We start from the raw sequence: 20,695 nt of genomic DNA on the forward strand, positions 1-20,695 counted from the left end.
CGCCGGTGTCGTGGTCCCACTGTCGTCCGGGTCCGGGCCAGGGGCCCGGGCCGTTGGTCCCGCGCGACCCGGTCACGCGTCGCCGGGGGAGGGGCCGGCGAGCCCGCGGGCGGCGGCATGGCCCCGCGGAGCCGGCCGGACGGTGCGGCCACAGGGGTGCGGCGTGGGACCAACGGCCCTACGCCGGGACCGCGTACGGCTGGACCGTGGTGGCGAGCGGGCAAGCGGTGGGCTGGCTCGTCGGCCCGGAGGGACGTGACCAGATGCGACGGGTGTTCGGTCCGGCGATGATCTGGGGCCTGGTGCTGCTGGCGGTCAGCGGGATGATGCTGCTGAACCGGCTGGGCGCCCTGCCGAGCATCGCGCTGCTGTGGACCGTCGCCTTCGGCGGTGCGGGCGTGGCGCTGGGCCGTGCCGTCGTCACCGACCAGCGGCGGTGGTGGGCCGCGATCCCGGCCGGCGCGGCGTTCGGTCTGGCCGCGGTCACCGCGTGGTCGCAGCTTCCGCAGCACGACGACGGGGTCGGCGGCGCACTCGTCCTCGCCATGGTGGCGGCGGGGTTCTGGGTCGTGTACACCCGGGACCGCCACCGGTGGTGGGCCGTCGTCCCGGGCGGCGTGCTGGCGACGCTCGCGGTCGTCGTGGCGATGTCCTCCCTCACCGGCGGACCCCTCGAGGGGACCGCGATCGCGGCGGTGCTGTTCCTCGGCCTCGCCGGGACGTCGGCGCTGACCGCCACGCGACCCACCGCGGGTCCGCACCGCGGGACGACCACGCTGACGGCCGTGCTGGCCGCCGTCAGCCTCGCCTTCGCCGGCAGCGCGCTGCTCTCGGTGCGGGCGCTGGACTACGCGGGTCCCGCCGCGCTGGCGGTCACCGGAGCGCTGCTGGTCTGGTGGTCGATCCCCCGGCACCACCGTCGGACCTGACGGCGGGCGCCCGCGAGGCTCGCCACGTCGGACGACCTCAGCGCCAGCGAGCACCGGCGTCCACCGGTCCGCCTGAGCCCGCCCCGCGGCGGAGCCGGGACGACCACCGTCAGGACCGCGGCACGGGGAGCTCCAGCGCGTCGCCGGGTTGCAGCACGTGCGCGCGGGGGCCGTGCGAGCGGGGCCCGTGCGCTCCCGGGCCGGCGCCCGGGCCGTCGCCCGGCTCGGCGAGCGCACGGGCGAACCGGGCGCCCGGTGTGGCCAGATGAGCCGTCATGACGCGGCGCATCCCGGCCGGGTGCAGCGTGCCCCAGTGCACGGGGACCGCGTCGTGCACGCCGGCGCGCCGGACCGCCTCCGCGGCGTGCAGGGGGTCGAGGTGCCCCGGGCCCAGGCTGGGTCCCCAGCCCCAGACCGGTACGGCGGCCACGTCGATGCGCCCGGCCCGGGTCCGGTCGCGCAGGCTGCGCATCCCGGGGAACAGGCCGGTGTCCCCGACCAGCCACGCGCTCACCCCGGCCGCCTCGACGAGGTGACCGACGGCGACGGCGCCGGGTCCGAACGGTTCGCGTCGACCGGAGTGGTGCGCGGTGACCGCGTGCACGACCACGCCGGCACCGACGTCCGCCGACTCACCGGGCCCCAGCTCGACGACGCCGGGCACGTCCCGGCGGGTGAGCCACGCCGCGGACCCGGGAGGCGCGACGACCAGCGGCGATGCCAGCCGGCGCAGCGAGGGCAGGTCGCAGTGGTCGTGGTGCAGGTGGGACAGCAGCACGACGTCGACACCGGTCGCCAGCAGCCGGCGCCGCTGCGGTGGGGCGTCGTCGGCGTGCCGGAGCAGGCCGACGCGGTGGCGCAGCAGCGGGTCGGCCACGATCGTCAGTCCGCCCAGCTCGAGCAGCACCGTCGAGTGGCCGAGCCAGGTCATCCGCACCGGGTCACGCCCCGGCGCCGGCTGCGGGGCGGGCCGGGGCGCCGGGGCGCCGGACACCCGACGGCGGGACCGGCTGATCCCGCTCGGGCGTCCGCAGGCCGAGGTCGGCGAGCCACCGCACGAGCTGCACGTGGACCGCCTCCGCGCCGACCAGCGTCTCGCTCCCGGGCACGGTCCGGTCCAGGAGGTCGGCGTCGACCGCCAGCTCCGTGGGGTGCGCCAGGAAGGCCCTGTTCTGCGGCCCGCCGAGCCCGCCGTGCGACCCGACGAGCTCCTCGAACGGGTGCACGGTCCCGCCGGCGTCGACGGTCGAGTGCACCACGACATCGGCACAGCCCGGGAGCGACGCGAGCCGGCGCAGGTCCGAGACCGCGCGTGGACCGAACGGCCGGAGCGGGTCCACGCCGTCGACGGCGTCCGTGCCGAGGTCGCGCGCGCCGCGCGCGCCGACGACGACCGGTGCATCCGGGCCGGGCACCAGCAGGAAGCCGACGCCCGGCTGGCTCAGCAGGGCCTGCACCAGCCGGGGGCGCGTGGCAGCCACCGTGGCCAGCGACGGGCGCTCGGGCAGGTCGCGGAACCAGACGAGCCCCAGGTTGCCGGAGGCGGCGACGACCACGGCGCCGTCGTCCGCCGCCCCGGCGGCCGGCCGGCGCACCACCTGGTCCAGCCGTCGCCCGCTCACCCGCCGGAACGGGACCCCGTCGCTCTGGCCGTGGTCGGACAGGACCACGACGCGGTAGCGACGCGGCGCGTCGCCGGCGGCCCGGGCCAGCTCGCCCAGCGCCGCGTCCAGGCCGGCGAGGCCGTCCACGGCTCGTCGACCGGCGGGCCCGGCATGGTGCGCGCGCTCGTCGTAGCCGACGAGGTCGACGACCACCACCGGCGTGCCCAGCGCCATCTCGTGGCGCACCAGCGCGACCTCGAGGCGCTGCAGCACCGACACCGAGAGGCTGTCGAGCGCGACGTCGCGCAGGTGACGCACGGCGGGCGGCACCTCGGGCCGGTGCCGCCGCCTCGCGGGGCCGCCGGTCGGACCCAGGGCCAGCCCGCGGCTGACCACGAGGTGACTGCGCGGGGCGTCCCCGCTGAACATCGTCCCGATGCTCACCCCGCCGTCGGCCAGCAGGCCGCGTCCGTTCGTCAGGCGCCGCTCGACCCGCGCCGCGTCGGCCGGTCGACGGGAGACCAGGAAGCGGCCGGTGGACTTCTCGAACCACCGGAAGGCGGGGACGGCGGTGCTGGTGCCGTGCAGCAGCCCGGCCTGGCTGGCGGGGGTGGTCGCGGGCACCCGGCACCACCACTCCTCCAGCCGGTGGGAGCCGTGCGCCAGCCAGGTCCCCAGCACCGGGCACCGGCCGCCGGCGAGGGCCTGGCGCAGCAGCGGCGCAGGCACCCCGTCCCACTGCACGACCAGGAGCCCGGGCGGACGGCGGTCCGCCGTCCGCCCACCGATCTCGCTGCGCGGCGCCATGGTGCTCCCTCGGCGGACGACACCTGTGGGTGCCGTCCGCAGGCGTAGCGGGGACGCCCTCGGACGCCGACCCACCGCACGACGCACCGCAGGCCACCCTCTCCCCGGACGGCTCCAGCGTCGACCCCGGACGGGCGCGGCGTCGAGGGACCAATGGCCCGTGCACCGTGCCGGCCCGTCGCCGCGGCAGCGGTCCGGGACCTTGGCCACTGCCGCGCCACCGACCGGCGGACCAGCCTGGGGTCATGGTCCGCACCGCCGATCGCGACGTCCGACGGGTGGTCGACCACGTCGACGTGGTCCTGTTCTGGGCCGCGACCGCCGGGCTCCTGGGTGGGGGAGCGACGCGGCTGCTGGGGCAGCCGGCGATCGCCGAGGTGGTGTGGACGGCCGGCGCGGTGCTGGGTCTCGCCGCGTCCGGCGGCTGGCTGGTCGGCGCGATCCGCCGCCACCAGCCGACGGTGGACGTGATCGCCGCACTCGCGTTGGGCGGTGCGCTGGCGATCGGTGAGCCGCTGGCCGGGGCGCTGATCACCGTCATGCTGGCCAGCGGCCGCATGCTCGACGCACGCGCCCAGCGCCGGGCCCGACGCGATCTGAGCGCGCTCGTCCAGCGCATCCCGCAGCGGGCGCGCCGGCGGGTGGGGGACGTGATCGACGAGGTCCCGGTGGACGACGTGGCCGTGGGTGACCGCCTCCTCGTCGCGCGCGGGGAGATCGTGCCCGTCGACGGACGACTGCTCGTGGGTGCGACCCTCGACGAGTCCGCGTTGACCGGCGAGCCGCTCCCCGTGGAGCGGTACGCGGGCGACGACGTCCGCAGCGGGGTGACGAACGCCGGCTCACCGATCGACATGATCGCCGGTGCGCCGGCGGCCGGGTCGACCTACGCCGGCGTGGTCCGACTCGTGCAGCAGGCACAGGCGTCCTCGGCGCCGCTGGTCCGCACCGCCGACCGGTTCGCCGTGTTCTTCGTCCCCCTGACCCTCGCGCTGGCGGGCGCGGCGTGGGCGCTCGCAGGCGACCCGGTCCGGGCGGTGGCGGTCCTGGTCGTGGCCACCCCGTGCCCGCTGCTGCTGGCCGCGCCGATCGCCCTGGTGTCCGGCCTGTCCTCCACGGCGCGCCACGGCGTCGTCGTCAAGGGGGGTGCGGCTCTCGAGGCGCTCGCGCGTCCGGGCGTCGTCCTGTTCGACAAGACCGGCACGCTCACCCAGGGACGCCCCACGTTGACCGAGGTCCTCGCGGCGGGCGCCGACCCGGCCCCGGACGAGCTGCTGCGCCTGGCCGCGTGCCTCGAGCAGGTCTCGCCGCACGTCCTCGCCGGCCCGATCGTGTCCGCCGCGAGCCGACGTGGGCTGCACCTGCAGCCGCCGGCCGACGTGCAGGAGGTGCACGGGCGCGGCCTGCGGGGGCGGGTCGGGAGTCGGACCGTGGCGGTCGGCGCGCTGGCCTGGCTGGAGGGCGCAGGGGCCGGCGGGTGGGCGCGGGCCGTGCGCCGACGGGCGGCCCTGGAGGGCGCGTCGACGGTCTTCGTCGCCGTCGACGACGTGCTGGCCGGGGCGATCCTGCTGAGCGACCCGCTGCGGCCCGACGCGCCCCGCATGGTGCGTGCCCTGCGCACCGCGGGGGTCGGCCGGGTGGTGCTGGTGACCGGCGACCGGGCGGACGTCGCGCAGGCGGTCGGGCGGGTCGTCGGCGTCGACTCCGTGCACGCCGAGCTGGACCCCGCGGGGAAGGTCGAGGTCATCCGGCGGGAAGGGAGCCGCTCGGTGTCGGTCATGGTGGGCGACGGGCTCAACGACGCACCCGCGCTCGCCGCGGCCGGCATCGGCGTCGCGCTGGGCGCGCGAGGCGCCACCGCGTCGTCCGAGGCGGCCGACGTCGTGCTGACGGTCGACCGCGTGGACGCGCTCGCGGACGCCATCCTCATCGCCCGACGGTCGACCGCGATCGCGCGGCAAGCCGTCGGTATCGGGATGGGGCTGTCCGTCGCGGCGATGGCCGCGGCGGCCGCGGGCGCGCTGCCGCCGGTCACGGGCGCCGCACTGCAGGAGATGATCGACGTCGTCGCGATCCTGGTCGCCCTGCGGGCCGTGCGCCCCGGACCGCTGCACACGCCGGCCATGCCACCGGCCGACGTCGCGACCGTGCACCGGCTCTGGCTCGAGCACCAGTCCGTGCAGTCGCTGGTCGACCGGCTGCGGACGGTGGCCGACGCGCTGACCGACGAGCAGGTCGACCTCGCCGACGTCCGCCTCCTGACCGACCGCCTGGAGCTCGAGCTCGTCGCGCACGAGAGCGCGGACGAGGACCAGCTCGTCCCGATCGCCGCGCGGGCGCTCGGCGGGACCGAGACGACGGCGGCCCTGAGCCGCACGCACGCGGAGATCGTCGAGCAGGTCGGGCGCCTGCGGCGCCTCCTCGACGAGGTCGACCGCGACGGCGCGGCCCCGCAGGACGTCGTCGACCTCCGCAGGATGCTCTACGGGCTGTACGCGGTGCTCCGGTTGCACAACGCCCAGGAGGACGAGCAGATCTTCAGCCTGGTGCCGACCCTCGCGCGGCAGTGACGGCCGTCGCCGGCCGGGGCCGCGGTCCGCTCGGCGACGGTCACGTCTCGGCGGCACGGTCGGGCGTCGTGTCGGCGCTGCGCCGCCCCGCCGCGGCGTCGTCGACCGCGTCGAGGAACACGCGCAGCTGGTGCGGCGGGCAGTGAACCAGGTGCGGGCGGCGCGCCGCCAGCTCGAGGAGCACGGTGCGCCCGTGGTCGTCGGGGTGCACCGCGACCGGGCCGCTGCGCACCGATCCGGCCAGCCCGCGGCGCAACGTGTCGAGGTCGGTCCGCCAGGTGCCGCTCGGCAGCGCGGGGTGCAGGGGCGTGGGCCGCAGGGAGAGGTCGACGTGGTCGGGATCGTCCGGCAGCCAGCCCAGGACGAGCTCCAGCCGCCAGCGGTCCCGGTCGGGGTGGGTGGGGCGGGCCCGGTTGACGACGATGGTGCGGCGCACCGGCGCGGGCCGCGGGCGCAGCGGCTCCGCCGCTCCGGCGCGGCTCGGGGCGTCGTGCGGCGGGACGTCGGACGTCCCGGCGCCCAGCGCGGCCCACATGACCTTGCCACCGTCCTCGTGCTGGTACCCGCCGTGGCGACGGGCCAGCGTCTGCACCACGTACAGCCCGTAGCGGGCACCCCGCGGCTCGGCGACGTCGGGCGTGCACGGCCCGTCCCACCAGCCCGCGTCGAAGCCCGGGTCGCGGTCGTGCACCGCGACCACCAGCTCGTCGTCGTGCCGGATCAGGTGCAGCTCGAGGAAGGTCTGCGCGTGGATGACGGCGTTGGTGACCAGCTCGCCGGCGACCAGGGTCGCCGCATCGGTGAGCTCCGGCAGCCGCCACGCCGAGCAGGCGACGCGGGCCAGCTCGCGCGCCCGGTGCGGGACGAACGGCCCCGGCGGTGCCGCCAGCGACGCCGGCCGGGCGAGCAACGGCGACGGGAGCTGGACCGCCGGTCGGCGGACCAGGTCGATCCGCGGCCGGTCCACCCGGCGATCGTCCATGGCGCACCCCCGTGTGCCCGCACGCACCGGCCCCGAGGCTGGCGCGCCTACCCCACGCCTGCCGCACCATCCTGCGCCGGAGTCCGCTCCGCCGACAGCCCTGACGGGCGACCGGTCGGCCGGGCGCTCAGGCCCGGCCGACCAGGATGCGGCTCAGGTAGGCCGTCGCACCGTCGACGGTGACGATCACTGCGCCGGCAGCCCGTGCACCACCAGCACGGTCGTATCCGCGCCGCGGACCACCTCGTTGCTGACGGCGCCCAGGAGCATCCCCCGGAAAGCCCCCATGCCGCGCGAGCCGACGACCATCAGCGCCGCCCCGTGGGACATCTCCACCAGGGCGTGCACGGCGTCGTCGTCCACCAGGTCGACCCGGACGTCAAGGCCGGGGTACTCGGCGCGCAGCTGGTCGGCGACCTGGCGGGCGGCGCGGTGGGTGGGGTCGTTCTCGTCGGAGGTCGCCAGCGGCGGCAGCCCCAGCCCCTCCCCACCGTAGGGTGCGAGGAGCGTCGGGCGGGCGTGGGCGACCACGAGCGGGAGGTCGCGCAGGAGCGCCTCGCGGGCCGCGACCTGAGCGGCCACGACGGAGGACGGCGAGCCGTCCACCCCCACCACGACCGGGGCGCTCGCGTCGTCCTTCACCTCGCGCACGATGGTGACCGGGCACTGGGAGTGCGCCGCGAGATGCGCGCTCACGCGCCCCAGACGCGAACGTCCGGCGTGGCCCCGTGCGCCCACGACGAGCAGCTGCGCCTCCTCGCTGAGCGTCCGCAGCTCGGGGACCTCCGGGCCGTGCAGCAGCCGGGTGGAGATCGTCAGGTCGGGGTGATCCTGGCGCGCCAGATCCAGCTGCTCGGCGAGGTACTCCTTCGCCTCGGTGTCGAACCGCAGGTCGTCCAGCACGGGGTACCAGGACCACTGCGCGATCTCGCGCGGTTCCTGGTACGTCCGGGCCAGGACCGCCTCGGCCCCGCGCAGCTCGGCCTCGGCGAGACCCCACTGGATCGTCTCGGCGCTGTGCGTGCCGCCGTCCACCGCGATGACCACCGGGCCGTTGTGGCGCATGTCGACCTCCTCGGAAGGACCGGGGCCCGTGCGGACCCGTACCCCCAGCGTGGCGCAGCCCACCCGCCCGTCGGCAGGGACTTCGGTCCCGGCGAGGACCCCGGCGTCCCTCGGTGGCCCGCCGCTCCCCGCGGGGCAGCCGACGGTGGACCGACCGCGACCGTGGTGGGCGAGCTCGACCGCCGCTCCGTGCGGTGGCTGCATGCGCCGTCGGCGTCCGGCGCGAGGCGACGTCCTCGGCACGGGCGCCGCGGGACCTACCGGGGCACGGCCTCGGGGCGGGACGCGGACGCGTGCCGCCACAGGGCAGACGCGACGAGGACCAGCCAGACGAACAGCAGCAGCCCGTACGTCACGTACGCCCATCCGAGCACCGGGCGCAGCGCCTCGCACACCACGCCGACGGCGCCGGTCACCACGCCGGTCCACGCGACCGGCGCCGGCAGGGGCCCGCGCAGCGCGAGCAGCGACAGGAGCAGGACGCCCACGGTCTGCAGCACGCCGATGGCCGAGGGCACGTCGTTGAGGGCGAGCAGGACCTCGGCGCCGGCGACGAACGGGGCCCGCTGTCCGGCGGTGGTCGCCTCGGCGTACCGGTCGCTGAGCAGCACCATGGCCGGTGCACCGTCCCCGGTGGTGGGCCAGGCGAAGGAGAGCGCCCAGGACGCGACCGCGACCATGCCCGCGACGGCCGCGACGGGCCGGCCCCGCCGGCGCAGTGCGACGGCCAGAGCCAGCGACACCACCATGAGGGGCAGGCTGGGTGCCCGCCACAGCACCTGGCGGACGACGTACGTCGTCCGGTGCTCGGCGATCCACGCCAGCACGTCGGCCCCACCGGACGTGGGTGGCGCGCTGGTGACCGCCACGACGACCAGCGCCGCGACGTACACCACGACCGCCAGCCCCGCGCACACGGCCCCGGCCCGGTACAGCGGCGTCCAGGCCGTGTCCGCCACCCCGCCGAGGGTGACGCCGGGAACGGTCCGGCCAACGACCTCGCGCGCCGGCCGGGTCATCGCCCCGCCTCCGTCCTGCCGGCCCGGTCCGCGCGGGCCGGCGGGGCGTGCGACGCGCCGGTCACCCGGAACACCGGGTACCGGTCGGCCACGGCGTCGATGTCGTCCAGGGTCGGGTCGGGGTCGAGCCCGAAGAAGGACCGCGCCTGCTCCGCCTCCGCCCGCGCCCCGCCGCGACGCCGGCCCGCCCGCAGGTACGCGGCGATGATCTCGGCCCGACCGTCCGCGGACACCTCCTGCAGGAGGACCGGCCGTGCCCGACCCCGGCGGATGACCGCCCGGCCACCGGCCGCGCGGGCGTTGCGGACCCACTGCGACTCCCCGGCGAGCGAGACGAGGTACTGGGCCTCGCCGTGGCGGGTCAGCAGGACGGGCACGCGGCGCGGCCGGCCGGACACGCGACCGCGCACCTCGAGGGTGACGGCGTCCCGCGGCGCCAGCCCCAGCGAGGTCAGCAGCACGCCCGCGCGGTTCAGGCGCCGGTGCCACGGCGCCGCCGGCCGGTACGCCGTGGGGGCGGAGCAGTCCTGCGGTCGCACGTCGGCCACCTTCCGAGGGTCCGCCGGGCGTCGCGCCTGCCCGGACCTCGACGGTGTCATCGCGGGGCGGCGGGTCGAAGAGGCGAAGGTCCCGGCGACCTCCGCACCCCCGCGGTCCGCCCGCGGCCGCCTCGGCCCGGTGCAGGTGACCGAGGTCCCTGGACGGCCGCCGGCAGCTGCCTAGCGTGGAGGTCATGGACGGGCCCGCGACCGGACCGGTGCACGCGGGGTGGGCGACGGCACGCCTCGGGCGACGTCCCGCCCGCACGGCGCCGTGGACCCGCGCCGCCCGCACCCGCAGCGCCCCGACCGGTCCGCGCCGAGCCCCCGGCGCTCGCTCGCGCCTGCGCGCGCTCGTCCGGGTCGCCGTCCTGGTCCTGCTCGCGGCGGGGCTGTACGGCCTGCTGCCCCGGCTGGGCGGCCTCGCGGAGCAGGCGGCCGTGCTGCGCACCGCCGACCCGTGGCTGCTCGCACCGGCGGTCGCCGCGGAGCTCGGCGCGGTGGTGCTGTACGTCGCCGCGTTCCGCCGGGTCCTGGCGGAGATGGGCGCGCGTCGGCCGTTCGGCACGGTGCTCGGCGCGTGGCTGGCGGCGTTCTTCGTCAGCCACCTGGCGGTCGGCGGCACCGCGGCGGGGTTCGTCGTGGACGTGGAGGCGCTGCACGACGCGGACGTCGAGCGGGAGACGACCGCGGAGGCGATCTCCGTGCTGTCGCTGCTCATGGCCGGCGGGATCGTGGTCGTACTGGGGCTGGGGCTGGGGCTGTCGGCGGGCACCGGGCTGCCGGCGGGCACGGGGCCCGCCGTCGTGGTCGCGGTGGCCTCGGTCGGGGCCGGCACCGGTCTGCTGCTCGCCCTGGCCCGGCACCCGGACGACGCGGAGGGCCTGGTGCTCCGGCTGGCGGGTCTGCCGCTGCTGCGCCGGGTCCCGGTGCCGGCCGCTCGGCTGGGCATCGCGGCCCACCGGCTCTCCCTGCGGGCGCGCACGCTGCTCAGCCGACGCCGGATCGCGGTGACCATGGCGCTCGTGCTGGGCGAGATCGTGCTCGACGCCGCCTCGCTCGGCCTGTTCCTCGCGGCCGTCGGTCACGTGCCGCCGCTCGGCGGCCTGCTGGTGGCGTACGCCCTGGCCACGGTGGTCGGGACCCTGCCGCTGACCCCCTCAGGGCTGGGGCTCGTCGAGGGCGCGCTGATCGCGCTGGCCGTCGGCTCCGGTGTGCCGGCGGCGGCGGCCATCCCGGCCGTGCTCGGCTACCGACTGGTGAACTTCTGGCTCCCGATCCCGGCCGGTGCGGTGTGCTACGCGCGCCTGGCCACGGCCCGACGTCGCCGGGAGCGAGGGGGACCGTCGGCTCCGGGGTCGGCGCCGGCGGACCCGGCTCAGATCGGCATCCGGGGCCGGGGCAGGTGAGCAGCGACCACGGTGCGGCCCAGGCCTTCGCCCCAGACCTTGGCGCGGTCGGCCTCGCCCGGCAGGAGGACACCCGTGGCGTCCACCCGGAAGGACTCCGCCGCGGCGATCGGCCGGTAGCCGCGGCCGGTCAGCCGCTCCCCGATCACGGCGGCGGCCGAGGGCCCGTCGTCACCGAGCACGCGGGTGTCGAACGTCGCCGCCGCGGTGCCGGCCACGGTGCCGAGGTGGCGGAGCCAGGTGCCGACGGCGTCCGACGGCCCGCCTCGCTCGTCCTCGGCCCGCGCCGGCCCTCCCACGACCAGCAGGTCGAGGTCACCGAGCAGTGCGGCCGCGGCGGCGGCGGGCACCACCTCGACGTCGATCCCCACCAGGTGGAACAGGCCGTCGCCGACGGCGCGGGCGACGTCCCGGCTCGCATCCGACACCGACTCGAAGATCACCAGCGCCTGCATCGCCCGCTCCCGGCATGACTCGTCCGCACCTGCGTACCGCACCAGTCCAGCGACCGGAGGGCGCCCCGACCAGGGGCGAAGGTCCCGGCGGCCACCATGGCACGGCGCCACCGAGGTGCCGGGCACGGGAGCTGCCTCGGCGGGCTCGGCGTCAGACCCGGCCACCGCGTCGCCGGCGGTCACGCCGGGCCGGCCGCCCCCCTGTGGCCGGTGACCGAGGTCCCGGGTGGGGGCGGTCCCGCCGTGCTTGGCTGGACCCGCAGGCGCCCGGCGCCCGGCGTCGTCACCCGAGGAGGTCGGTCCGATGTCCCCTGACCCAGTCCCCATCACCCGTGCCGGATCGCCCCCGCGGGACGCGGTCGACCCCACGGACGCCCCCGCGCGCGGCTGGGTCGCGGGCTGGCTCGCCGTCGCGGCCTTCGCCGTCGCCAACGGGGGTCTGCGCGAGCGCGCGCTGGTCCCGCGCTTCGGCGAGGCACGCGCCCAGCGGCAGTCCACGGGGATGCTGATCGGTGCGGTCTGGGCGGCCGCCGTCACGCTGGGGACGGCGCGCCCCCTGCCGAACCGCGCGTGGGCCGCACGGGTCGGCGCTGGCTGGGCCGCTGCCACCGTGGCGTTCGAGCTGGGTCTCGGCCTGCTGCGCCGGCGCCCGCTCGCGGAGCTCGTGGCGGCGTACGACGTGCGGGCCGGTCGGCCGTGGGCGCTGGTGCCGGTGACCATGGCGATCGCACCCGTCGTCGCGGGCCTCGGGACCCGCCGCCGCGCCGCATGACCCCGGCCCGGCGTCGCCGCCGGGTCAGGCTGCCGCGCGGAGGTGCACCACCTCGCGCAGCCGGGCGCGCCGACCGGTGATGAGCAGCGCCCGCCGGTAGACGGTGGCGGCCAGCGCCGCGAGCAGGGCCGCGGTCACCGCCGTGCCGGCCATGGAGAGCACCAGCTGCACCGGCGGGACCTGGCCGCCGGCCCAGCGGATCGGCATCACGAGCGGCGCGCTGACGGGGAACAGGGACGCCACCACGCTGACCGCTCCCTCGCTGTCGCTCGTCGCCGCGAGGACGCCGACCATGTACCCCGCGACCAGCACGAGGGTGACGGGCGTCACCGTCGCGCTGACGTCGGTGACCTTGTCCACGAGGGCGCCCGCCGCAGCGAAGGCGAAGGAGTACAGGACGAAGCCCAGCACGAACCACACGATGCCCAGCGCGATGTCGGCGCCGGCGACGGCCGGCAGGCCGATCGTGCCGCCCCACCGCGCCGCGACCGCCACCGGGGTGGCCAGCAGGAGCACCTGGCCGAAGGTCACCAGGCCGACCGCGAGCACCGTCCCCACCATGATCTGGCTGGGTCGCAGCACCGCCAGCAGCACCTCGGAGATCCGGGTGCCCTTCTCGGTGGCGACCGCCGTCGCGATGGTGCTGCCGGCGAACGTGACGGCCAGGTACAGCACGATCCCGACGAGGAAGCCGGCTGCGGCCCGCCCGGTGTCCTGCACCCCGCTGAGGGGGACCTGCTCGGGAGCGCGGACGGACTGGACCTGCGCCACCTGCTCCGGTGACAGCCCGGCGGCGAGGAGCCGCTGTCCCACGTCGACCGCGACGACCGCCTGGCTCACCAGCGCCGCCAGCGCGCCGCCGCTGTCGGCGCGGACGTACAGCGTGCCGCCGGCCAGGCCGGCATCGGCATCGCCCTCCTGCACCGCGCGTCGCACCTGCGCCCCGCCGGCCAGCGCGACGTGCTCGAGCTCCGTCCCGGTGGCCCGCGCCGCGTCCTGGACCGCGGCCACCACCGCCGGCGTGCTCCCGGTGGTCGCCAGCGTCCAGCCGGTGTCCGAGCGGGACAGCAGGCCGGGGACCACGACCGCGCCGACCGACACCAGGAGCAGCAGGACCGTGACCACCGTGAACGCGCGCGAGCGCAGGTTGTCGGTGATGTTGCGCTGGGCGACCAGCCACGTGCCCGCCCACCAGGTCCCGGTCATGGCCGGCCCCCGAGGTCCGCCGCACGCACGAAGAGCTGGCTGAGCGTGGGCAGCTCGAGCCCGAAGTCGTCGACGCGCGTCACCGCCCGCGCCGCGTCGAGCACCACCAGCGGGTCGACGTCGGCCGGCAGGGCGAGGCGCAGCTCGTCGGCCAGGTCGCCGACCACGGTAACGCCGGGGAACCGCGGCAGCCAGGACCGGTCCGTGGTGGCCAGGTGCAGGCGCAGCTGCCGCTCCCCGCTCGCCGCCCGCAGGTCGGCGACCGACCCGGCCAGGACCGCCCAGCCGTGGTCGATCATGGCGATGTCCTCGCACAGGTCCTGCACGAGGTCGAGCTGGTGGCTGGAGAACAGCACGGTGCACCCGCTCGCGGACCGCGCCCGCAGCGCGCGGGACAGGTCCGCCACGGCCAGCGGGTCCAGTCCCGCGAACGGCTCGTCCAGCACGATCACCTCGGGCTCGTGCACCAGGGCCGTCGCCAGCTGCAGGCGCTGCTGCATCCCGCCGGACAGGGTCGAGGTGCGGTCCGCCCACCGCTCCGCCAGGCCGAGGTCGCCGAGGATGGCGTGGGCGCGGACGACGGCCTCCCGGCGCGTCAGGCCGTGCAACCGGCCGAAGTACACGACCTGCTCCCCGGCGCGCATCGCCGGGTACAGGCCGCGCTCCTGCGGCATGTAACCCCACCTGCGGCGGTGCTCCGCCGCGACCGGACGTCCGGCGAAGGTCACGCTGCCGCGGTCCGGGGTCAGCACGCCGAGGAGGACCCGCAGCAGCGTCGTCTTGCCGGCTCCGTTGGGGCCGAGCAGTCCTGTCATGACGCCGGGGGTCACGCCGAACGACACCTCCGCGAGCGCCTGCCGGTCACCGAACGCGTGCGACACGCCCCGCACGGCCAGACCCGGGTGCACGGCCACGTCGGCCGGACGTCGGGCGGTCTGCACGCTCATCTCCGGCGTCCCCCGCCCGTGACCAGGGAGCCCAGGGCCAGGATGATCGCGATGACGCTGCCGGCCATCCCGAGCACCAGCAGCACCCGGGCGACGGCCGCCCAGTCGACGGCCTGCTCGGGGAACGACAGCGGGAAGACCCGCCACACGGCCACCAGGGCCGCCAGGCCGACCGAGGTCACCACGACGTCGCCCAGCGCCCGCAGCGCCGGCGGGTCCGCGACCAGGTACGCGAGGTTCACGACCACGCCGGCCACCATCGAGGCGGTCACGAGCGGCAGCACCTGCGTGGTCTGCGGGCTGAGGAACGGCAGCACCTGCCACCCCGGCCAGACGGTCACCGCGAGCAGCATCAGCACGTTGACCAGGACCGAGACGACGTACCCGGTCCGACGGACCGCCGGCGACGGTCGGGGACGACGGGGTGCGGTCTCCACGACGCTCATGGCGGGCTCCTTCCGGCGCGCGGCCCTGCTGATCAGCCTCACGCCGGCGTCCGCGCACGAGCAGGGTCGAAGGTCACGTGACGTCGTCGCCCGTGTACGCGCGCAGGGCGGTCGTCCCGGCCTCCGGTGCGCCTGCCTTCCCGGTGCGCTCCCGGTCGGCGCGGGCCGTCGGTGCCTGGTCCGGGTGGTCGTCAGGGGGTGATGTGGGAGGGACCGTCCGCAGCGCGACCGGAGCGACCGGCGCGACCGGCGCGAACGGCGCGAACGGCGCGAACGGCGCGGCCGGCTGCCCGTTCGAGCGGAGAGGTGAGGCGCCGCCGGCGGTGGTGTCGGCGCTGCCGGTGGTCGTGCTGGTGGCCGGGGTGACGGGGTGGGCCTGGTCGGCTCTTCGCGGTCGCGGCGCATCCCCTGTTCAGGTCGTCGCCGAGGGCTGTGCCGGACCGCGCCGCACAGGGCGTCACCCCTGGGTGACGGCCCCCGAGCCGAGCACGTGTCGGGTGACCTGCGCCCCGCCGGTGTGACGGATCCGTCCGCTGCCGGTCACCGTGGCCATCAGGGTGCCCGTGGCGCGAACCTCCGCCGAGCCGGATCCGACGACGTCGACCGTCGCGTCCTCGGCGTCCAGGTCCGCGCCCTCGTAGCCGCCGGACCCGCTGATGCGCACCTCCAGCCGGTCGGTGGCCCCGTCGGCCCGGACGGCGCCCGAGCCGCTGATCTCGACCCGGAGGTCGTCCGCCGCGACCTGGCCGACCACGACGTCGCCGGACCCGCTGACCGTGACGGTCAGGTGGTCCGTGGTCGGCTCGAGGACACGGGCAGTGCCTGACCCCGACACGGTGACGGCGTCGAGGACCGGCACCACCAGCTCGTAGCGGACGTCGCCGAGGCGCGTCACGAGCCCGTCCACCCCCAGCTCCAGCCGACCCTCGTGCACGTCGCTGGTCAGCCGCGGCAGGACGCCGTCGCCGGCGGTGATCGTCAGCCCGGGCCGCGACCCGCGGCTGACGGTGAGGTCGCCGCCGGTGGCCAGGTCGACCGCCGTCACGCCGGTGACGGGGCGGTCCTCGGTGAGCGTCGTCCCCGGGGCGGTGAGCGCGCAGCCGGTGGGCGTCGCGACCAGCGCGGCGAGCACGGTCAGCCCGCACAGCCGATGCACGGACGTCGTCCGCTCCTCTCGCCGCGGCCGCGGACCCGACGGACGCGTCAGGCGGGCGGAGCGTCCGGCGGGCGGCGCGTCCGGCGGGCGGCGGGCGCCCGCGTGCGAGGTCGTGGTCATGGCTCCACGCTGCCAGGGAGCCCCCCGCCCGGGCACGGGTCCAAGGTCCGTGCCCAGGCGGACCGCGGCACCGGCCCGCCGCAGCCCGGCCCGCCGGTGCCGACCCGCCGGTGCCGACCCCGACGACGAGGACTCGAGGCCCTTCACCGGGCGACACGCCGGGCGCTACCCCTGGAGCGGGCTCAGACGGAGCCCCACGAGGGGGCGGACCATGGACACCACACCGCGCTCGAGTCCCGGGGAGGTCACCGGCATGGTGCGGCTGGGGTACCACTACCGCGACGGCCATGACGTCACGACGGAGACCATGCCGGGGGCAGGCGGTCGAGCACATGCCGCTGCTGCGGGCCGTGGCCGTCGACCGTGAGCACGACGCCACGCCGTTCGAGCTGCTCGGCGCCCGCGCGTGACCCGGAGCGGGCCGGGACCTTCGCCCCTGCACCGCGCGGTGCCCGGGGAGTTGGCTCGACGCGGAGGCGAGGCCATGCAGGCACGGACGATCCGGTCGGCGGCGCTGCTCGTGGGCGCGGGGCTCGTGCTGGCGGCGTGCGCGGCCGGGGGCAACGACGCGGCCCAGGCGGGCGGCGCGGACTCCGTCGGGTTCTGGTGGGGGCTGTGGCACGGTCTGATCAGCCCGATCACGTTCCTGGTGTCCCTCTTCTCCGACGACGTGGGCCTCTACGAGATCCACAACGACGGCGGCTGGTACGACTTCGGGTTCATGGTCGGAGTCTCGGTCGTCTTCTCCGGCGCCGCCCGGTCCGGCGCTGCCCGGGCCCGGCCGACGACGGCGCCACGGCGGCACGGTGGCCCGACGCGCTGACGCGCCGCGGCGCGTCCCCGTCGAGGCCCACGCGCCACGCGCGCGGGCGGACGTCGACGAGCGGTGGCAGGACCGTGGACTCGCGCGCACGCGGGTGGGACGCTGGCCGTGAGGCGCACGACGGGCGTGGCGCGGGCCGTCGCGGGTCGGCGCCGGGAGCGAGGTCCCGCATGATCGACGTCGTCCTGCGCGACGACCACGAGGTCGCGCGCGACGGCTTGTCCGCCGAGAAGACCGTGACGAGCTCCGTCTCGAGCCTGCTGGCGACGATCCGGGTGCAGGGACGCACCCGGGCCGCGCTGCTCAGCGCCGAAGGTCGTCGCGTGCACGCGACGTCCGGCCGGGCCGGATCCGCCGGGGGCGGAGGTCCGTGAGCCTCGACGGGCAGATGACCGCCTGGGCCGTGTCCGGACGGCCCGGGACCGCGGACCGCGTCGTCCCGGTGACGCGGCCGGTGCCGGAGCCCGGTCCCGGCGAGGTCCTGGTCCGCGTCCGGGCCTGCGGTGTCTGCCGCACCGACCTGCACCTGGCGGACCACGAGCTCGCACCGAAGGCGGCCGGCGTCGTGCCGGGCCACGAGGGGGTGGGCGAGGTCGTCGCGCTCGGCGCCTCGGTGACCCGGTTCGCCGTCGGCGACCGGGTCGGCGTCGCGTGGCTGCGCCGCACGTGCGGGCAGTGCCGGTGGTGCCGGTCGGGGCGGGAGAACCTGTGCCTCCGGTCGGCCTACACCGGCTGGGACGCCGACGGGTGCTTCGCGCCCTACGCCGTCGTCCCCGCGGCCTACGCCTACCGCATCCCGACCGACCTCCCCGACACGGACGCCGCCCCCCTCCTGTGCGCGGGGATCATCGGCTACCGGGCGCTGGTGGCCGCCGACCTGCCGCCCGGGGGCCGCCTGGGGATCTACGGGTTCGGGGCCAGCGCGCACCTGACCGCGCAGATCGCGATCGCGCAGGGCGCCGAGGTGCACGTGCTGACCCGCGGCCGGGACGCCCGTCGACTGGCACTGGAGCTGGGAGCGCGCTCGGCGGGCCGGGCCGACGACGACCCGCCCGTGCCCCTGGACTCGGCGATCCTGTTCGCGCCCGCGGGCGACCTGGTGCCGGTGGCGCTCGCGGCGCTCGACCAGGCCGGCACGCTCGCCGTCGCCGGCATCCATCTCAGCGACATCCCGCCCCTGGACTACCAGCGCCACCTGTTCCGGGAGCGCCGCCTGCGCAGCGTCACGGCGAACACCCGCGCCGACGGGGAGACGCTGCTGCGGCTCGCGCAGACGCTGCGGCTCCGACCGCACGTCACCCCGTACCCGTTCGCCCGCACCGGTGACGCGCTGGAGGACCTGGCCAGGGGCCGGGTGACCGGCGCGGCAGTCGTCGTCGTCCCGTGACGCCCCGGACAGGGCGGGGCGGCCGGGACGTCGCCGGAGCCGGCCCCGCCCGTGCGCCTCGCGTCAGACGGCACTGGTCGCGAGGGGTCGCGGCGACGTCGTCCGGTGGATGTCCATGACCTGCGCGAGCAGCCGCACCGCCTCGTCGTGCGGTCGCTGGAAGGAGTTGCGGCCCATGATGGTGCCGAAGCCGCCACCCGCCGCCGTCTGGCGGTTCTCCTCGAGGACCGCCGCGGTGTCCTTCGCGGCGCCGCCGGAGAAGATCACGATCCGGTGCCCGTCGAAGGCCGAGTCCACCACGTGCCGCACCCGGTCGGCGAGCGTGTCCAGGGGCGTCCCGGCCCGTTCCAGGGCGGCGCCCGCGGCGGAGAGCCCGATGTGCGCGGTGGGCGGCTTGACCTTGACCACGTGGGCGCCGAGCTGGCACGCGAGGTGGGCGGCGTAGGCGACGACGTCCACCGCCGTCCGGGCCTCGGTCGAGATCCCCGATCCTCGGGGGTAGGACCAGACCACGACCGGCAGCCCGGCGGCGCGGGCGTCACGGCCGAGGTGTCGCAGCTGCTCGTACATGGTGTTCCGGGCTGCCGAGCCGGGGTAGACGGTGAAGCCGACCGCGGCGCAGCCCAGGCGAACGGCGTCCTCGACACCGGCGGTGACGGCCGGGACCGGGTCCGCGCCGGTGAAGAGGGAGTCGGAGCTGTTGCACTTGAGGATCAACGGAAGGTCGCGGGCGTAGTCCTTCGCGATCCGCTGGATGGCGCCCAGCGGTGCGGCGTGAGCGCTGCAGCCGGCGTCCATGGCCAGCTGCGCGTGATAGCGGGGGTCGTAGCCGGCCCGGTTCACCGCGAAGCTGCGGGCCGGCCCGTGCTCGAAGCCCTGGTCGACCGGCAGGACGACGAGCTTGCCCGAGCCCCCCGTGCGCCCCTGCTGGAGCATGCGGTTCAGGTTCCGGACCGTCCCCGGGTCGTCGGTGTCGTACCACGACAGGATCTCGTCCACCCGTGCGGACATGGTCGGCCTCCCTGGTTCCAGCCGTCGCCGTCCGGCGGCGGGCGCGCGTGCAGCGCTGATCTCCCGATCGTCCGGCCGGAGCGGCGGTCGGTCACGGGTCTTCGGTCCCGACCTGCCGCGGGCCGGCGCACGGTCCGGTGGCCCGCGGGACCCCGCCGTCCGCGCGCCGTGGGCGGCCACCTCGCCGGCCGGCAGCGAGGCCCGGGGCGTGCCCCGAGGCTGCCCGGCACGTCGGTCCCGGCGCGCACGGCACCGCCGGTCCCCGGCCTCACGCCCGTTCGGGGGCGCGGTCGCGGAGGTCGTCGTCGGCGTGGCGGGGGACCGGGTGCTCGTGGTCGTGCCGGACCACGAGCACCGGGCAGGGCGCCTGGTGCAGCAGCTCGTCGCTCACGGACGTCAGCCGCGACGCGCGTGAGCCTGCGCGCCGGTCCCCGACCACGACCACCGAGGCGTCCCGCCCGGACCGGACCAGTGCGTCCGCGGCGTCGTCGGACGGCTGCACGCGAACGTCCAGATCGGGGTGCTGCGCCCGCAGGGCGTCGACGACAGCACGGACCTCACGCGGGGTGGGCTCGGCCCGGTCACCCTCCACCCCGGGTGGGGTGCCGGTCCGGGCCCCGGCGACGGGCCCGGCGGAGCGCGGGTGCAGCACCCGCAGCTCGACGCCCCGGCGCTGGGCCTCCAGGGCCGCCGCGTGCGCCGCGTCGAGCGAGGCGGGCGACCCGTCCACGCCGACGACGACGGGTGCGGCGGCGGGTGCGATCTCCCCGACGACGGCGACCGGGCAGTGCGCATGCTTCACCAGGTGCGGCACGAGCCGACCGATGTCCGCGGGGTGCGCCCGCCCTCGCGCGCCCAGCACGAGCAGCTGGGCGTCGCGCGACAGCCGGCTCAACGCCGCCGCCGGTGGTCCGTAGAGCACCCGGGTGTCCACCGGCACGCCTCGTCGCTGCCGGCGGACGTGCGAGCGGACGTCGGCGAGGTAGCGCTTGGTCCCGACGTACCGGGTGGTGTCGCGCAGCCCCGGGAACCACCCCCAGGCCAGGACGAACGGTTCCTGGAACGCCTGCACGACGAGCACGCGGGCGCCGCGCGACGCTGCCTCGTCCAGCCCCCAGTCGACGGTGCGGGCACTGTGCGCCGAGCCGTCCACGGCGATGACGACGGCGCCGTCGGCGTTCATGGTGACTCCTCTCGGGGACCCGCCGACGTCGCCGACCGGCGTGGGCGGCCCTCGGCGACCACGCTGCCGGACAGGGCCGCGCCGGACCAGGGGACAAGGTCCTCTCCGGGCGGCGTGGTGATCGTCGACCGGCCGCCTGCCAGGCAGGCGCGCGCGGACAGCGGCACGCATGCCAGGACGTTGTGCCCTGCCGCACGCATCGCCGCGCGGTGACGCTGGATGCGACATCAGTGGTGCCGTTGCCCGCACCGACGCCGCGACCGAC

21 protein-coding genes are annotated in these 20,695 nt (G+C 77.1%); 8 read left to right on the forward strand and 13 right to left on the reverse strand.

Translation table 11 applies throughout. From position 1 onward, the window contains the following. Positions 1-206: 206 nt before the first annotated feature. Positions 207-929, forward strand: coding sequence for a hypothetical protein (locus tag Q0840_RS15170; RefSeq protein WP_298460835.1), 723 nt, complete (start codon positions 207-209; stop codon positions 927-929). A 109-nt stretch (positions 930-1,038) separates the two neighbouring features. Here Q0840_RS15170 and Q0840_RS15175 read toward each other — a convergent pair whose 3' ends face one another. Both Q0840_RS15175 and Q0840_RS15180 read right to left on the reverse strand, forming a co-directional pair. Continuing rightward, complete coding sequence (locus Q0840_RS15175) at positions 1,039-1,860, reverse strand: MBL fold metallo-hydrolase (protein ID WP_298460837.1); 822 nt, start codon at positions 1,858-1,860, stop codon at positions 1,039-1,041. A 10-nt stretch (positions 1,861-1,870) separates the two neighbouring features. Continuing rightward, complete coding sequence (locus Q0840_RS15180; protein ID WP_298460839.1) at positions 1,871-3,340, reverse strand: alkaline phosphatase family protein; 1,470 nt, start codon at positions 3,338-3,340, stop codon at positions 1,871-1,873. Positions 3,341-3,585: 245 nt separating this feature from the next. On the opposite strand from Q0840_RS15180, the gene Q0840_RS15185 reads away from it, so the two are divergent. Beyond that, a complete protein-coding gene (locus tag Q0840_RS15185) occupies positions 3,586-5,910 on the forward strand; it encodes a heavy metal translocating P-type ATPase (RefSeq protein ID WP_298460841.1) in 2,325 nt (774 codons plus the stop codon). Positions 5,911-5,950: 40 nt separating this feature from the next. On the opposite strand, the gene Q0840_RS15190 is transcribed toward Q0840_RS15185, so the two are convergent. The 4 genes from Q0840_RS15190 to Q0840_RS15205 form a co-directional block, all read right to left on the reverse strand. Next, positions 5,951-6,892: an ATP-binding protein gene (locus Q0840_RS15190; RefSeq protein WP_298460843.1), complete on the reverse strand. Its 942-nt coding sequence runs from the start codon at positions 6,890-6,892 to the stop codon at positions 5,951-5,953. 186 nt (positions 6,893-7,078) lie between these two features. After that, complete coding sequence (locus tag Q0840_RS15195; RefSeq protein ID WP_298460845.1) at positions 7,079-7,957, reverse strand: universal stress protein; 879 nt, start codon at positions 7,955-7,957, stop codon at positions 7,079-7,081. Positions 7,958-8,214: 257 nt separating this feature from the next. Further along, positions 8,215-8,976, reverse strand: a complete 762-nt coding sequence (locus tag Q0840_RS15200; RefSeq protein ID WP_298460847.1) for a hypothetical protein — start codon at positions 8,974-8,976, stop codon at positions 8,215-8,217. Continuing rightward, entirely contained in the window at positions 8,973-9,524 is a 552-nt protein-coding gene (locus Q0840_RS15205; RefSeq protein ID WP_298460849.1) for a nitroreductase/quinone reductase family protein, read from the reverse strand. Before Q0840_RS15205 ends, Q0840_RS15200 begins: the two co-directional genes overlap by 4 nt. A gap of 185 nt (positions 9,525-9,709) precedes the next feature. On the opposite strand from Q0840_RS15205, the gene Q0840_RS15210 reads away from it, so the two are divergent. After that, positions 9,710-10,924: a lysylphosphatidylglycerol synthase transmembrane domain-containing protein gene (locus tag Q0840_RS15210; protein WP_298460851.1), complete on the forward strand. Its 1,215-nt coding sequence runs from the start codon at positions 9,710-9,712 to the stop codon at positions 10,922-10,924. Here the strand turns inward: Q0840_RS15210 and Q0840_RS15215 are convergent. After that, positions 10,894-11,379 (reverse strand): hypothetical protein, encoded by a 486-nt coding sequence (locus Q0840_RS15215; protein ID WP_298460853.1) that lies wholly within the window; start codon positions 11,377-11,379, stop codon positions 10,894-10,896. The two genes, Q0840_RS15210 and Q0840_RS15215, sit on opposite strands and share 31 nt — an antisense overlap. Positions 11,380-11,683: 304 nt before the next feature. On the opposite strand from Q0840_RS15215, the gene Q0840_RS15220 reads away from it, so the two are divergent. Further along, positions 11,684-12,151: a hypothetical protein gene (locus tag Q0840_RS15220; protein WP_298460855.1), complete on the forward strand. Its 468-nt coding sequence runs from the start codon at positions 11,684-11,686 to the stop codon at positions 12,149-12,151. Positions 12,152-12,175: 24 nt separating this feature from the next. Here Q0840_RS15220 and Q0840_RS15225 read toward each other — a convergent pair whose 3' ends face one another. The 4 genes from Q0840_RS15225 to Q0840_RS15240 all read right to left on the reverse strand — a co-directional run bounded on the left by Q0840_RS15225 (position 12,176) and on the right by Q0840_RS15240 (position 16,026). Next, positions 12,176-13,357 (reverse strand): ABC transporter permease, encoded by a 1,182-nt coding sequence (locus Q0840_RS15225; protein WP_298460857.1) that lies wholly within the window; start codon positions 13,355-13,357, stop codon positions 12,176-12,178. Beyond that, a complete protein-coding gene (locus tag Q0840_RS15230) occupies positions 13,354-14,304 on the reverse strand; it encodes an ABC transporter ATP-binding protein (RefSeq protein WP_298460859.1) in 951 nt (316 codons plus the stop codon). Before Q0840_RS15230 ends, Q0840_RS15225 begins: the two co-directional genes overlap by 4 nt. After that, positions 14,301-14,750 carry a hypothetical protein gene (locus Q0840_RS15235; protein ID WP_298460861.1) on the reverse strand — a complete coding sequence of 150 codons (450 nt, stop codon included), beginning with the start codon at positions 14,748-14,750 and terminating at the stop codon, positions 14,301-14,303. Before Q0840_RS15235 ends, Q0840_RS15230 begins: the two co-directional genes overlap by 4 nt. Positions 14,751-15,207: 457 nt before the next feature. Then, on the reverse strand, positions 15,208-16,026 hold the full coding sequence (locus Q0840_RS15240) for a head GIN domain-containing protein (protein WP_298460863.1): 819 nt from the start codon (positions 16,024-16,026) through the stop codon (positions 15,208-15,210). Between the two features lie 287 nt (positions 16,027-16,313). Here Q0840_RS15240 and Q0840_RS15245 point away from each other — a divergent pair, with 287 nt between their 5' ends. The 4 genes from Q0840_RS15245 to Q0840_RS15260 all read left to right on the forward strand — a co-directional run bounded on the left by Q0840_RS15245 (position 16,314) and on the right by Q0840_RS15260 (position 18,236). After that, positions 16,314-16,436: a hypothetical protein gene (locus Q0840_RS15245; RefSeq protein WP_298460865.1), complete on the forward strand. Its 123-nt coding sequence runs from the start codon at positions 16,314-16,316 to the stop codon at positions 16,434-16,436. Between the two features lie 74 nt (positions 16,437-16,510). Continuing rightward, a complete protein-coding gene (locus tag Q0840_RS15250) occupies positions 16,511-16,849 on the forward strand; it encodes a hypothetical protein (RefSeq protein WP_298460867.1) in 339 nt (112 codons plus the stop codon). A 170-nt stretch (positions 16,850-17,019) separates the two neighbouring features. Continuing rightward, on the forward strand, positions 17,020-17,223 hold the full coding sequence (locus Q0840_RS15255) for a hypothetical protein (protein ID WP_298460868.1): 204 nt from the start codon (positions 17,020-17,022) through the stop codon (positions 17,221-17,223). Beyond that, the gene (locus tag Q0840_RS15260) at positions 17,220-18,236 is read left to right on the forward strand and encodes a zinc-dependent alcohol dehydrogenase family protein (RefSeq protein WP_367183138.1); all 1,017 of its coding nucleotides are present in this window, start codon (positions 17,220-17,222) and stop codon (positions 18,234-18,236) included. Before Q0840_RS15255 ends, Q0840_RS15260 begins: the two co-directional genes overlap by 4 nt. 63 nt (positions 18,237-18,299) lie before the next feature. Here Q0840_RS15260 and Q0840_RS15265 read toward each other — a convergent pair whose 3' ends face one another. Both Q0840_RS15265 and Q0840_RS15270 read right to left on the reverse strand, forming a co-directional pair. Next, entirely contained in the window at positions 18,300-19,247 is a 948-nt protein-coding gene (locus tag Q0840_RS15265; protein ID WP_298460870.1) for a class I fructose-bisphosphate aldolase, read from the reverse strand. 268 nt (positions 19,248-19,515) lie between these two features. After that, positions 19,516-20,430, reverse strand: coding sequence for a universal stress protein (locus Q0840_RS15270; RefSeq protein WP_298460872.1), 915 nt, complete (start codon positions 20,428-20,430; stop codon positions 19,516-19,518). Positions 20,431-20,695: the final 265 nt, after the last annotated feature.

It is taken from the genome of uncultured Cellulomonas sp. (assembly GCF_947494015.1).
In the GTDB taxonomy this organism is placed as follows: Bacteria; Actinomycetota; Actinomycetes; order Actinomycetales; family Cellulomonadaceae; genus Pengzhenrongella.